The organism is Tsuneonella amylolytica (assembly GCF_003626915.1).
GTDB classification, from domain to species: domain Bacteria; phylum Pseudomonadota; class Alphaproteobacteria; order Sphingomonadales; family Sphingomonadaceae; genus Tsuneonella; species Tsuneonella amylolytica.
Window position 1 is genome coordinate 658,225 of record NZ_CP032570.1, and the last position, 12,003, is coordinate 670,227.

Genomic DNA, 12,003 nt, shown 5'->3' on the forward strand with positions numbered 1-12,003 from the left:
TCCCGGGCTATGCCGGGACGCGCGAGGTCAGTTCGACTGCAGGCCTTCGAAGGCCCACTCGATCCACGGCAGCAGGCGCTTCAGGTCTTCCTGCTCGACGGTGCCGCCGCACCAGATGCGCAGGGACGGCGGTGCGTCGCGGTAGCCGTTGAAGTCGTAGCCGACGCCCAATTCTTCCAGCTTCTTGGCGATCTTCTTCGGCACGTCGGCCTGCGCCTCGGGCGAGAGGCTTTCGTACCAATCGCCCTGGAAGACGAAGCATACGCCTGTGTTCGTGCGCTGGGCCGGGTCGGGCACCATGTTGCGCAGCCACGGGGTGGCCTCGATCCAGTCGGTGACGATCTTCGCGTTGGCGTTCGCCCGCTCGAACAGCGCCTCGCGCCCGCCGATGGACTGCGCCCACTCGAGCGCGTCGATGTAGTCCTCGGTCGCGAGCATCGAGGGTGTGTTGATCGTCTCGCCGCGGAAGATGCCTTCGTTGATCTTGCCGCCCTTCTTGAGGCGGAAGAGCTTGGGCAGCGGCCACGCCGGGTCGTAGCTCTCGATCCGTTCTACCGCCTTGGGGCTGAGGATCAGCATGCCGTGCTGGGCTTCGGACCCCATCACCTTCTGCCAGCTATAGGTCGTGGCATCGAGCCTGGCCCAGTCCATCTCCATCGCGAAGACGGCGCTGGTGGCATCGTTGATCGTAACGCCCGCGCGCTCTTCGGCGAGCCAGTCGGTATTAGGAATCTTCGCGCCCGACGTCGTCCCGTTCCAGGTGAACACGACGTCGTTGTCCTGCGGGATCGAGGCGAGATCGGGAATCCTGCCGTAATCGGCGTCGAGCGTGGTGAGCTGCGGGAGCTTCAGCTGCTTGGCCGCGTCCTGGATCCAGACGTTGCCGAAGCTTTCCCACGCCGCGACGGTCACCGGGCGATCGGGCCCGAGCATCGTCCACATCGCGCATTCGAGCGCGCCGGTGTCCGACGCCGGCATGATGCCCACGAGGTAGTCGTCGGGCACGCCGAGCAGTTCGCGCGACAGGTCGATCGCGTACTTGAGGCGGCTCTTGCCCAGGGCCGACCGGTGCGAGCGGCCGAGCGATTCGGTCTTGAGATTGGACAGCGCCCAGCCGGGATGCTTGGCGGTCGGGCCCGAGGAAAAGAAGGGGCGCTCGGGCTTGAGCGACGGTTCTGTCGGCCGCGCAGGTGCGCGCCCGTTTGGTTCGGCAGTCATGTCTTCTCTCCTTCCAGAGAGCACGCGCGGCGTTGGGACCGCGTGGCCCGCCGGCCGCACTAAGGGTGCGAACGGCCGAGTCAAGCGTGCGGGGAATCTATACGGTGAACCGCCCGCGCGCGCCGACGGTTCCCCTCTCGCCAAATGACGGGACGGCACCTATGGCCCCGGCCATGGACCTCTCGCAGCTCCGCGTGGCGATCGTCACCGGCAACTACAACATGGTGCGCGACGGACCGACGCAGGCGCTGAACCGGCTGGTCGCCTACCTGCTCGACCACGGCGCGGCGGTGCGCATCTTCGCGCCGACGATCGCCGATCCGCAGGTCGACCACGCCGGCGAACTGATCTCGGTACCCTCGTTCCCCATTCCCGGGCGCAGCGAATACCGCGTGCCGCTGGGCCTCGTCGGCGAAGCGCGCGAGAAGTTCGAGGCATTCCGCCCCAACATCGTCCACGTCGCAGCGCCCGACCGCGCCAGCCGGCAGGCGGCGAAGTGGGCCCGCGCGCACGGCGTGCCGGTGCTCGGCAGCGTGCACACCCGCTTCGAGACGTATCCCCAGTACTATCACCTCGGCTTCACCCAGCCGCTGGTGGAGGCCTGGCTGCGCGCGCTCTATCGCAACTGCGATGCGCTCGTCGCGCCGTCCGACGGAATGGTCGACGTGCTGAAACAGCAGCGGATGCACACCGACATCGGCATCTGGTCGCGCGGGGTCGAGCGGACGATCTTCCATTTCGGCGCGCGCGACCTCGAACGCCGCCGTGCCATCGGCATCGCCGACGACGAGGTCGCCATCGGCTTCCTCGGCCGGGTGGTGATGGAAAAGGGCCTGCCCGAGTTCGCCGATACCATGCGCGAGCTGACCCGGCGAGGCGTACCGCACAAGGTGTTGGTCCTGGGCGACGGGCCAGCGCGCGGCTGGTTCGAGGACAACGTGCCCGAAGCGCGCTTCGCCGGCTACCAGTCGGGCGCGGAACTGGGCCATTGGGTCGCAGGCATGGACGTGTTCTTCAATCCCTCTATCACCGAGACGTTCGGCAACGTCACGCTGGAGGCGATGGCCTGCGGCGTGCCGGTCGTCGCCGCCCGCGCCACCGGATCGACGACGCTGGTGAAGGACGGGGTCACCGGCACGCTGGTCGATCCGGGCGACATCCCGGCCTTCGCCGATGCGATCCAACGCTACATCCAGGATCCCGCGCTACGCACCGGGCACGGCGCGGCGGGCGAGGCGCGGAGCAAGGAATTCACCTGGGACGCGATCAACCGCTCGATGGCGGAAACCTATCTGCGGCTGCTGGACGCGCGCAAGGGCTAGCGCAGCACCCCCGTAGCCGTCTGGCGCCGGGCGTACCAGATCAGCAGCAGCGTGAAGATCGTGATGACAGCCGTGAAGGCCATCGGCACCGCGCTGTCCGTCATGCCCGGCATTGGACTCGTCGTCTGGCGGATCGCGCCAAGCACCAGCCCCGCCAACGACACGACGAATGCATGCATCGCGTACCGGCTGCGAAGCAGCAGCAGGATCGACCCGGCCACCGCGCCCCACACGCCGAACCCCCAGGCAAGGTTCGCCCACAGCGGCATCGCGTCCATATAGGCTATCCCAGCGTCCACGCTTACCCCGGCGGGAGCGAACGCCCCTTCGAGGTATTCGCGGTTCTGCAGCTTGGACATGAGGTAATCGTAGGCACCGAACCCGTTCCACAGCAGCGATAGCACGCCGACCACCCACAGGTGCCACGGCGCACTCGTTCTTTCCGCGGCTGCCTCCATCGTCCGATCCATCGTATCCCTCCCACTGGATGGCGACCCGCGGCGGCGATACCACGCCGCCGCGAGTGCGCCAATCGGTGTCAGAGCCGTTCGATGCGCTTGGCAACCTCATCGATCATGTCGACGATGTCGTTCATCGCCGCTTCGTCGAACGAGCCGGACCGGGTCTTGTGCTTCAGCACCTGGGCCAGATTTCCCATCGCCCGCGACAGTTGCGGCGAGCGGCCACGCTGCTGACGCTCGCCATGGGCGGTCAAGCGGGAAAAGATCGCCTCGACCTCGTCGGTCTTGCCGGCCAATTCTTCGTGTCCCTGGGGCGTGGCCTCGAACGGCTTGCGCGGGCTGGCATCGTCGGTCTTCTCGGCGATCGCCCCTTCGTCGGCGAGCAGTTGCAGCGTCGGATAGACCGCCCCGGGGCTCGGTGCGTATTCGCCGCCGGTCAGGTCCTCGATCGCCTTGATGAGCTCGTATCCATGGCGCGGCTGGTCGGCGACCAGCTTGAGCAGTGCCAGCCGCAACTCGCCCTGCCCGAACATGCGGCCACGGCGACCGCCGCCGCGCGGGCCCGTGCGGAACGGACCGTCCGGTCCGAAGGGGCCATCGGGACCGAACGGACCCTTTGGCCCGAACGGACCCTCGCGCCCGAAGGGACCGCCGGGACCGAAGCCCCCGGCGTTCCACAATTCGGTCCAGCTCTTCCGGTGGCCGCGTCCGTGATGATGATCGTGCATCGCCTTATCCTTTCTCGTGATGCCTCACGATATATCTTGGAACGCTCTTTGTTCAAGCCCCCTCGTCGCATCGCCGACAACTTCCTACATGGCCCCCAATGGCCGACCTGTTTCCCGACAGCCTCCCCTCCCCCGTCTCGGACGAGCCGCGCGCGGGCGCGCCGCTGGCCGACCGGTTGCGGCCGCGGTCGCTGGACGAAGTGGTCGGGCAGGAGCATCTGACCGGGCCCGAAGGCGCAATCGGCCGGATGGTCGCTGCGGGGCGGCTGTCGAGCATGATCCTGTGGGGGCCGCCGGGGACCGGCAAGACCTCCACCGCCCGCCTGCTCGCCGATGCCGTGGGCATGCGCTTCGCCGCAATCAGCGCCGTGTTCAGCGGGGTCGCCGACCTCAAGAAGGCGTTCGCCGAGGCCGACAAGGCGGCGCAGGCCGGACAGCGCACGCTGCTGTTCGTGGACGAGATCCACCGCTTCAACCGCGCGCAGCAGGACGGCTTCCTGCCCTTCGTCGAGCGCGGCACCGTCACCCTCGTCGGCGCGACGACCGAGAACCCTAGCTTCGAACTCAACGCCGCATTGCTCAGCCGCGCGCAGGTGCTGATCCTGCACCGCCTCGACGCGGCGGCCCTCGGCCGGCTGCTCGACAAGGCCGAGGAGCTGGAGGGCCCGTTGCCCCTCACATCGGAAGCGCGCGAGGCGCTGGTCGCGAGCGCCGACGGCGACGGCCGGTTCCTGCTGAACCAGGCCGAGACGCTCTACGCCGCGAAGATCGATGCGCCGCTCGATCCTGCGGAACTCGGCAGCTTCCTGCAACGCCGCGTGGCGGTCTACGACAAGGACCGCGAGGGGCACTACAACCTCATCTCCGCATGGCACAAAGCCCTGCGCGGGTCGGACCCCGACGCCGCGCTCTACTACATGGCGCGCATGCTGGTGGCCGGCGAGGAGCCGCTGTTCGTGCTGCGCCGCCTGGTGCGCGCGGCGAGCGAGGACATCGGCCTCGCCGATCCGCAGGCGCTGGTCCAATGCCTCGCCGCCAATGATGCCTACGACTTTCTCGGCAGTCCCGAGGGCGAACTCGCGATCGTGCAGGCGTGCCTCTATTGCGCCACCGCGCCCAAGTCGAACGCAGCCTATAAGGCGCAGAAGGCGGCGTGGCGGAGCGCGAAGGAGACCGGCAGCCTGATGCCGCCGGCCAACATCCTCAACGCCCCGACGAAGCTGATGAAGGACATCGGCTACGGCAAGGGCTACAGCTACGATCACGACACCGACGAAGGCTTCTCCGGCGACGACTACTGGCCCGCGGAGATGGACCGTCAGCGCTACTACGACCCGCCCGAGCGCGGGTTCGAGCGCGAGGTCAGGAAGCGGCTCGACTACTGGGCCAAGCTGCGCGCCGAACGACAGGGATGACGCCGGAGCGGTTCCGGCACTTCGCCGCGATCGACTGGTCGGGCGCGGCGGGGGAGCGCCATGCCGGCATCGCGCTCGCCATCTGCGAGCCCGGCGACGACGCCCCGCGCATCGTGCGGCCCGGGCACCGCTGGTCGCGGATGGAAGTCGCCGACTGGCTGCTTAAGGAAATGCCGGACGACACTCTGGTCGGGCTCGACATATCGGGGTCTCTCGCCTTGGACGACGTCGGGGCCTATTTTCCCGGCTGGGCGGCAAGTCCGAACGATGCGCGATCGCTATGGAGGCTCGTCGAGGAACTGAGTGCCGACGACCCGCATCTGGCGGCGACCGGTTTCGTCGACCATCCGGAGATCGCGCGTCATTTCCGCCGGCACGGCGGGCGTGAGGGCGACCTGTTCGGCGGGGGGATCGGGCGCTTGCGGGTCACCGAGCGGGTCGGCCAGATCGCGCTGGGGTGCCGCCCGACGAGCAACTTCAACCTCGTCGGGGCCAGTCAGGTCGGCAAGGCGAGCCTGACGGGCATGCGCGTGCTTCACCGGATCGACGGGGCAATCCCGATCTGGCCCTTCGATCCCGTGCCGGCGCAAGGTTCGCTTGCCGTCGAGATATACACGACCATCGCTGCCGTGGCGGCGGGTCGACCGCCCGGCCGGAGCAAGCTCAGGACCTTTGCCGAACTTGCCGAAGCGCTGGCAAACCTTGGCAGCAAGCCGGTGCGAGGGCGCGGGGGGATCGACGACCACCGCAGCGACGCCTTGCTTGCATCCGCGTGGCTGCGCACCGTCGCGCACGCAAGCGAGTACTGGTCCCCGCCCGCCATGACACCGGAGATCGCCCGAACCGAAGGATGGACCTTCGGCGCGCTTTGACCGGCCCCTGCGCTCGGCTACTTGAGCACTGCGGTGGGTTGCCCTAAGGGCCGCTCCTCCACGCGCGCCGGCTTAGCTCAGTTGGTAGAGCACCTGATTTGTAATCAGGGGGCCGCGGGTTCGAATCCTGCAGCCGGCACCGATCTTCCACGTTCGTGCGTTGACGAAGCGTGCGTATCGCGACCTACAACGTCAACGGGATCAATGGCCGCCTGCCGGTGTTGCTGCGCTGGCTGGAAGAGGCTTCGCCCGACGTCGTCTGCCTGCAGGAACTGAAGGCACCGGACGATGCCTTTCCCGCCGCCGCGCTCCGCGACTTGGGATACGATGCAATCTGGCACGGGCAGAGCCGGTGGAACGGCGTCGCCATCGCCAGCCGGGTGGGCGAAATCCACGAGACCCGCTGGGGCTTGCCGGGCGATCCCGACGACCGACAGAGCCGCTATCTCGAGGCGGCCGTGAACGGCGTTCTGATCGGCGCGCTGTACCTCCCCAACGGCAACCCCCGCCCGGGACCCAAGTTCGACTACAAGATGCGCTGGTTCGCGCGGCTCGCCCAGCATGCGCGGAGCCTGCTCGACAGCGGGTTGCCGGTCATGCTGGCGGGGGACTTCAACGTGATGCCGACCGCGCTCGACGTCTACAAGCCCGAACGCTGGACCGACGACGCGCTGTTCGCACCCGAAGTCCGCGCGGCATGGGCCAGTCTCGTGGCGCAGGGGTGGATCGACGCGATCCGCACGGTTCATCCCGATGCGCCGATGTACACGTTCTGGAAGTACTGGCGGCAATCGTTCGAGCGCGACGCGGGCCTGCGCATCGACCATTTCCTACTGTCGCCGCCGCTGGCGAAGCGATTGGAGGCGGCCGGTGTCGATCGGACCCCCCGCGGGTGGGAGAAGACCAGCGACCACGCGCCGGCCTGGATCGAACTTTCCGGCTAGACCATGTCCTCCGGCCGGACGAGCCGGTCGAAGTCTTCGCCGCTCACCCCCGCCTCCAAAGCTGCTTCGCGCAGGGTCGAACCCGACTTGTGCGCCGCCTTGGCGATAGCGGCAGCCTTGTCGTAGCCGATCTCGGGCGCGAGGGCGGTGACCAGCATCAGGCTGTTCTCCACCCCGCGCGCGATGTTCTCGCGCCGCGGCTCGAGGCCCGCCAGCAGGTGTTCGGTGAAGCTCGCCGCGGCATCGCCCAGCAGCCGGACCGATCGCAGGAAATTCCACGTCATCAGCGGGCGATAGACGTTGAGTTCGAACTGCCCCTGGCTACCGGCGAAGGTCAGCGCGGCGTGGTTGCCGAACACCTCGATGCAGACCTGGGTCAGCGCCTCGACCTGGGTCGGGTTGACCTTGCCCGGCATGATCGAGCTGCCCGGTTCGTTCTCCGGCAGGGCCAGCTCCCCCAGCCCGGCCCGCGGGCCGGAGCCGAGCAGGCGGATGTCGCTGGCGATCTTGTAGAGGGCGGTGGCCGCCGCGTTGATCGCGCCGTGTGCGAACACCAGCGCATCGTCGGCGGCGAGCGCGGCGAACTTGTTGGGCGCGGTGACAAAGGGCAGGCCGGTGATCTCCGCGATCTTCGCCGCCACCGCCTCGGCAAAGCCGCCGGGCGCGTTGAGCCCGGTGCCGACCGCGGTGCCGCCCTGCGCCAGTTCGTAGAGGCCCGGCAGCGCCAGTTCGATCCGCTCGATTGCGGCAGCGACCTGCGCCGCGTAGCCTGAGAATTCCTGCCCCAGCGTCAGCGGCGTGGCATCCTGCGTATGGGTCCGGCCGATCTTGACGATATCGGACCACGCCTCCGCCTTCGTCGCCAGTTCGCCGTGCATCCGCTCCAGCGCAAGCAGGAGGTGCCCCGCGACCTCGCCTGCCGCCGCGACATGGATGGCGGTGGGGATCGTGTCATTGGAGCTTTGGCTCATGTTGACGTGGTCGTTGGGGTGGACCGGGTCCTTCGATCCCACCGTGCCGCCCAGCAATTGGATCGCCCGGTTGGCGATCACCTCGTTGGCGTTCATGTTGGTCTGAGTGCCCGACCCGGTCTGCCAGACGACGAGCGGGAATTCGTCGTCGAGCGTGCCGTCCGCTACTTCCTGCGCGGCCGCGACGATCGCGTCGGCGAGCTTTCCGTCCAGCCGGCCGAGGTCGCGGTTCGTTTCCGCCGCGGCGCGCTTCACCACGCCCAAGGCATGAATGAGCGGCAGCGGCATCGTCTCCCCGCCGATGCGGAAGTTCTCCCGGCTGCGCTGGGTCTGCGCGCCCCACAGGCGGTCGGCGGACACTTCGATCGCGCCCATCGTGTCGGTTTCGGTACGGGTGGTCATGAAGGGAAACTGGTCTCGCCGGCAGCCATTCGCAAGGAGCGGCCCGGCCAAAACCTCAGACCGGCGGCGCGACCTTGCGGTGATATGCGTCCATCAGGGCGCCGCTGTACGCGCGGTGGGTGTCGGTCATACGGTGGCAACCCGCAGCCGACGGCGCGATCCCGAGCGACGCCGACGGGGTGAACGTCATCTCGCCGAAATAGATGCCGTCCACGCCGTTGTAGAGGTCCACCCTGACGTAGTCGAACGGCCGCGAGAGCGCCGCTGCGATGGCGGCCATCTCCTCCATCCGGCTGCGCTCGGGCCAGATCACGCTGGCTGGCGGGACCAGTCCGTCGCCGTCATGCAGGGGCGAGAAGCCGGGCAGCCGCATCACCCGGCTCCACCGCTCGCCGAACCGGGCGTGGTCGATCTGGCACAGGATCGGCTCGCCGTAGATGCAATGGAACTTGAAATCGTCGGGCGTTCCGTCGCCCGGGGTGGGGACCAGCCGTTCGACGACGACGCGTTTGGGCATTCCGAAATACTGCATTTCGCGCATGACGAGCGCGTAGTCGCGGCTGGCCAGATCGAACAACTGGTGCAGCTCTTCGTCCCTGACGGGGTGCTTGAGAAATACGGTGCCGCCGCTCGCCTGCGCAGGCTTGGCGACCGCGTCGCGGCCGATGAACGGCGCCAGTCGCTCCGCAAGGGCTGCCGGCGACGACACGCCGTCCATCGAAATCACGGCGAGCGTTTCAGGAACGCGCAGGTCCGGGTACAGCGAGGCCGCCGCAACCTTGGCCGTGCTCTTGTCCACCAGCGATCGTTGAAGCGCCGACCAATCCGGCCGGATCATCCGCATGAAGATGAGGTCGTTGATCAGTGCGTCCCGGTTCTCCGGCGGGAGCGGATCGCGCCCGAACTTCTCGACGAACATCGCCGCGACAGCAGCGTAATTGTCGGCAGGATCGAGGTCCGTCTGGTTCTGCATCGCCACGGTTGTCACCCGACCTTTCCGGACGAAAGCCGTCCGCTACGACACTTCTCTACCCCCGCCCGCGGTAGGAAGCCACGCCTTGATCGGGCACCCACAGTCCCTCGGGCGCGGCGCCGGTTTGCCAAAACACGTCGATCGGGATGCCGCCGCGCGGGTACCAGTATCCGCCGATGCGGAGCCAGCGGGGCTGCATTTCCTCGGCAAGGCGCTGGCCGATGCCGACGGTCACGTCCTCGTGAAAGCCGCAGTGGTTGCGAAAGCTGCCCAGGAACAGCTTGAGGCTCTTCGACTCGACGATCGTCTCGCCGGGGGCGTAGTCGATCACGAGGTGCGCGAAATCGGGCTGGCCGGTGACCGGGCAGAGCGAGGTGAATTCGGGCGCGGCGAAGCGCACCATGTAGAGCGTGCCGGCGCGCGGGTTGGGCACGTAGTCGAGGACGGCTTCTTCGGGAGAGGCCGGCAGCGTGCTCGTCTGGCCGAGGTGGAGAGGTGTGTCGCTCATGCCGCGCATCTGGCGCGAAAAACGCCTCGCCGCAAGGAGCCGGTGGACAGCGCCAATTCAGTGCCTATTCAGCGCGTCCGACGCTTGGATTGCGCCCTACCGGAACGATGAAACTTTTCGCCCACGCCAGTCTGATCGCGATCGCGGTATCCGCGGCGGCCGCCGCCGCTCAGGACGTGCCGCAACCCGCGCCGACGAGCCCCGGCGGCTTCCGGCTGCCGACGACGCCGACGCCCACGCCGAACGACGTGCAGGGTCCGGTCGATCCCGATGCGCCGATCCTGACCCGCCCGCGCGCTGCGCCGACCCCCACGCCGACCCCGCGTGCGGTACCGACACCCACCCCCACGCCCGAACCGCGCCCCGTGCCGCGCGCCGCACCCGCGCCCACCCCCGCCCCGCGCAGCACGCAGGCGCCCGGCAGCACCCTGCCCCCGCGCTTCACCCCGCCCGCCGCGCCGACCGCGCAGGAATCGGCCGAGGCGACCGCGACCTCGGCGGAGCTCTTTCCCGACGATCCCACGGTCGCGGCGTCCGAACCCGCGCTGCCGGTGCCGGGCGCGGCCGTTCCCCCCGCCGCGACGGCCCCGGCGGAAGATGAAGGCGGATCGTACGGCTGGCTGCTCGCGCTTGCCGGGCTGGCGGCGGCGGCCGGCGCGGGCGCTGTGTGGTGGCGCAGACGCTCAGAGCGCCCGGTCGCGCCCGCGATCATCGAACCGCCGCGGATCGTCCCGCCGGTTCCCGCTGGCGCGCCCGCTCCTGCCGCCAAGGCAGCGGCTGCCGCATCGCCTGCGGCGCCCGCCGCCACCCCTGGGCCCCAGCTGCGGATCGATGCGCGGGCGATCAAGCTGTCGCGCAGCATGATGTTCGCGACATTGTCATACGAACTCATCGTCACCAACCGGTCGTCCCGCGCGCTGGAGGGCGTGCGCTTCGGCGGCGATCTCGTGACCGCGCACGCACGCATCCCGACGAACCAGCAGCTCGCCGACCCGGCGGTGCCGCTGGCGCCGATGAAGGACATCGAGCGGCTCGAACCCGGCGAGAGTGCGCGGCTGGCGGGCGAACTGCGTCTGCCGGTCGCCCAGATCCGCCCGATCCCGCACGGCAGGGCGGTCGTCTATGTTCCGCTGTTGAGGGTGCGCGCCGAATCGGCCGGCATGGAGCCGGTGGCAAGGACGTTCGTCGTCGGGCTGCTGCCGCAGGCGCCGGGCCAGAACCTCCAGCCTTTCCGGCTCGACGAAATGCCGCAGACCTACAGCGCCGTCGGGCAGAAACCGCTCGATTGACGGGCGCAAGAGGCGGCTCGACGCGCGGCGACGCCGCCGCTAGCGTCCCTGCCCATGGATAGCCTCGTTACGACCGACTGGCTGGCGCGCGAACTCGGCGCCGGCGACCTCGTGGTGCTCGACGCCACGCGCCACCTCCCCGTCGCGGGCCGGGATGCGGAAGCCGATTTTCGCGCAGGCCACATTCCGGGCGCGCGCTTCCTCGACCTCGGCCGCCTCGCCGACCCGCATTCGCCCGTCGGCTACACGCTCCCCGGGCACACGCAGGCCGCGACCGTGTTCGGCTCGCTCGGGCTGCACCGCGATACGCGGATCGTGATCTACGACGACAGCGACGTGAAGACTTCCGCGCGGGCGTGGCTGATCCTCACCGGCTATGGTTTCGGGCGGGTGGCGATCCTGGACGGGGGCCTCGCCACCTGGCGGGCGGAGGGCCGGCCGCTCGAAACCGGAGACAGCGCGGGCGAGCCCGTCCTCGTCCGGCCCGCCGACTTCGACCGCCCGGTGCGCCGCAAGGAGGACATGCGCGAGAATCTCGAAACCCATGCCGAGCAGGCCGTGGACGCGCGCGATGCCGGCCGCTTCACGGGCGAGACTGTCGACACCGTCCACAATTTGCCCGGCGGGCACATTCCGGGCGCGCGCAACGTCTTTTTCCGCGATCTCTATGCCGAAGATGGCACCCTGCGCCCGGCGCCGGACCTGCGCGCCGTGTTCGAGACGGCCGGGGTCGACCTTGTCCGCCCGATCGTCGCCTATTGCGGCAGCGGGGTGACGGCGTCGGTCCTCCTGTTCGCGCTGCACCGCATGGGGATCGAGGACGCCGCGCTCTACGACGGCAGCTGGGCCGAGTGGGGTGCCGACATGACTACACCCAAGGCGAAGGGCCCGGCCGCCTGA

Annotated in this window: 12 protein-coding genes and 1 tRNA gene; 7 read left to right on the forward strand and 6 right to left on the reverse strand. The window is 68.9% G+C overall.

The features are described 5' to 3' along the window. Positions 1 to 27: 27 nt before the first annotated feature. Positions 28 to 1,218: a phosphoserine transaminase gene (locus D4766_RS03370; protein WP_120716179.1), complete on the reverse strand. Its 1,191-nt coding sequence runs from the start codon at positions 1,216 to 1,218 to the stop codon at positions 28 to 30. Positions 1,219 to 1,391: 173 nt separating this feature from the next. On the opposite strand from D4766_RS03370, the gene D4766_RS03375 reads away from it, so the two are divergent. Next, positions 1,392 to 2,540 carry a glycosyltransferase family 4 protein gene (locus D4766_RS03375; RefSeq protein WP_120716180.1) on the forward strand — a complete coding sequence of 383 codons (1,149 nt, stop codon included), beginning with the start codon at positions 1,392 to 1,394 and terminating at the stop codon, positions 2,538 to 2,540. Here D4766_RS03375 and D4766_RS03380 read toward each other — a convergent pair. Both D4766_RS03380 and D4766_RS03385 read right to left on the reverse strand, forming a co-directional pair. Then, positions 2,537 to 2,998 carry a hypothetical protein gene (locus D4766_RS03380; protein ID WP_120718028.1) on the reverse strand — a complete coding sequence of 154 codons (462 nt, stop codon included), beginning with the start codon at positions 2,996 to 2,998 and terminating at the stop codon, positions 2,537 to 2,539. The genes D4766_RS03375 and D4766_RS03380 overlap by 4 nt on opposite strands. A gap of 80 nt (positions 2,999 to 3,078) precedes the next feature. Continuing rightward, positions 3,079 to 3,729, reverse strand: a complete 651-nt coding sequence (locus tag D4766_RS03385) for a PadR family transcriptional regulator (RefSeq protein WP_120716181.1) — start codon at positions 3,727 to 3,729, stop codon at positions 3,079 to 3,081. 98 nt (positions 3,730 to 3,827) lie between these two features. On the opposite strand from D4766_RS03385, the gene D4766_RS03390 reads away from it, so the two are divergent. From D4766_RS03390 to xth, 4 genes are all read left to right on the forward strand, one after another. Next, positions 3,828 to 5,144, forward strand: a complete 1,317-nt coding sequence (locus tag D4766_RS03390; RefSeq protein ID WP_120716182.1) for a replication-associated recombination protein A — start codon at positions 3,828 to 3,830, stop codon at positions 5,142 to 5,144. Then, positions 5,141 to 6,016 carry a hypothetical protein gene (locus D4766_RS03395; protein ID WP_120716183.1) on the forward strand — a complete coding sequence of 292 codons (876 nt, stop codon included), beginning with the start codon at positions 5,141 to 5,143 and terminating at the stop codon, positions 6,014 to 6,016. The genes D4766_RS03390 and D4766_RS03395 overlap by 4 nt, the downstream gene beginning before the upstream one ends. Before the next feature lie 66 nt (positions 6,017 to 6,082). Then, positions 6,083 to 6,155 (forward strand) — tRNA-Thr (locus D4766_RS03400). A 31-nt stretch (positions 6,156 to 6,186) separates the two neighbouring features. After that, complete coding sequence (xth, locus tag D4766_RS03405; RefSeq protein WP_120716184.1) at positions 6,187 to 6,960, forward strand: exodeoxyribonuclease III; 774 nt, start codon at positions 6,187 to 6,189, stop codon at positions 6,958 to 6,960. Here the strand turns inward: xth and fumC are convergent. From fumC to queF, 3 genes are read right to left on the reverse strand one after another with little or no spacing between them, the layout of a single operon-like run. After that, positions 6,957 to 8,333 carry a class II fumarate hydratase gene (gene fumC / locus D4766_RS03410; RefSeq protein ID WP_120716185.1) on the reverse strand — a complete coding sequence of 459 codons (1,377 nt, stop codon included), beginning with the start codon at positions 8,331 to 8,333 and terminating at the stop codon, positions 6,957 to 6,959. The two genes, xth and fumC, sit on opposite strands and share 4 nt — an antisense overlap. Positions 8,334 to 8,388: 55 nt before the next feature. Beyond that, positions 8,389 to 9,306 carry an ATP-grasp fold amidoligase family protein gene (locus D4766_RS03415; protein ID WP_120716186.1) on the reverse strand — a complete coding sequence of 306 codons (918 nt, stop codon included), beginning with the start codon at positions 9,304 to 9,306 and terminating at the stop codon, positions 8,389 to 8,391. A 55-nt stretch (positions 9,307 to 9,361) separates the two neighbouring features. Next, complete coding sequence (queF, locus tag D4766_RS03420; protein WP_120718029.1) at positions 9,362 to 9,814, reverse strand: preQ(1) synthase; 453 nt, start codon at positions 9,812 to 9,814, stop codon at positions 9,362 to 9,364. Between the two features lie 107 nt (positions 9,815 to 9,921). Here queF and D4766_RS03425 point away from each other — a divergent pair, with 107 nt between their 5' ends. Together D4766_RS03425 and D4766_RS03430 are read left to right on the forward strand one after the other, a co-directional pair. Further along, positions 9,922 to 11,103 (forward strand): hypothetical protein, encoded by a 1,182-nt coding sequence (locus D4766_RS03425; RefSeq protein ID WP_120716187.1) that lies wholly within the window; start codon positions 9,922 to 9,924, stop codon positions 11,101 to 11,103. 54 nt (positions 11,104 to 11,157) lie between these two features. After that, the gene (locus D4766_RS03430) at positions 11,158 to 12,003 is read left to right on the forward strand and encodes a sulfurtransferase (RefSeq protein WP_120716188.1); all 846 of its coding nucleotides are present in this window, start codon (positions 11,158 to 11,160) and stop codon (positions 12,001 to 12,003) included.

Coding starts and splice junctions, on each gene's coding strand:
- D4766_RS03370 (WP_120716179.1), bottom strand. CDS start 1,218: ATGACTGCCGAACCAAACGGGCGCGCACCTGCGCGGCCGACAGAACCG.
- D4766_RS03375 (WP_120716180.1), top strand. CDS start 1,392: ATGGACCTCTCGCAGCTCCGCGTGGCGATCGTCACCGGCAACTACAAC.
- D4766_RS03380 (WP_120718028.1), bottom strand. CDS start 2,998: ATGGAGGCAGCCGCGGAAAGAACGAGTGCGCCGTGGCACCTGTGGGTG.
- D4766_RS03385 (WP_120716181.1), bottom strand. CDS start 3,729: ATGCACGATCATCATCACGGACGCGGCCACCGGAAGAGCTGGACCGAA.
- D4766_RS03390 (WP_120716182.1), top strand. CDS start 3,828: ATGGCCGACCTGTTTCCCGACAGCCTCCCCTCCCCCGTCTCGGACGAG.
- D4766_RS03395 (WP_120716183.1), top strand. CDS start 5,141: ATGACGCCGGAGCGGTTCCGGCACTTCGCCGCGATCGACTGGTCGGGC.
- fumC (WP_120716185.1), bottom strand. CDS start 8,333: ATGACCACCCGTACCGAAACCGACACGATGGGCGCGATCGAAGTGTCC.
- D4766_RS03415 (WP_120716186.1), bottom strand. CDS start 9,306: ATGCAGAACCAGACGGACCTCGATCCTGCCGACAATTACGCTGCTGTC.
- queF (WP_120718029.1), bottom strand. CDS start 9,814: ATGAGCGACACACCTCTCCACCTCGGCCAGACGAGCACGCTGCCGGCC.
- D4766_RS03425 (WP_120716187.1), top strand. CDS start 9,922: ATGAAACTTTTCGCCCACGCCAGTCTGATCGCGATCGCGGTATCCGCG.
- D4766_RS03430 (WP_120716188.1), top strand. CDS start 11,158: ATGGATAGCCTCGTTACGACCGACTGGCTGGCGCGCGAACTCGGCGCC.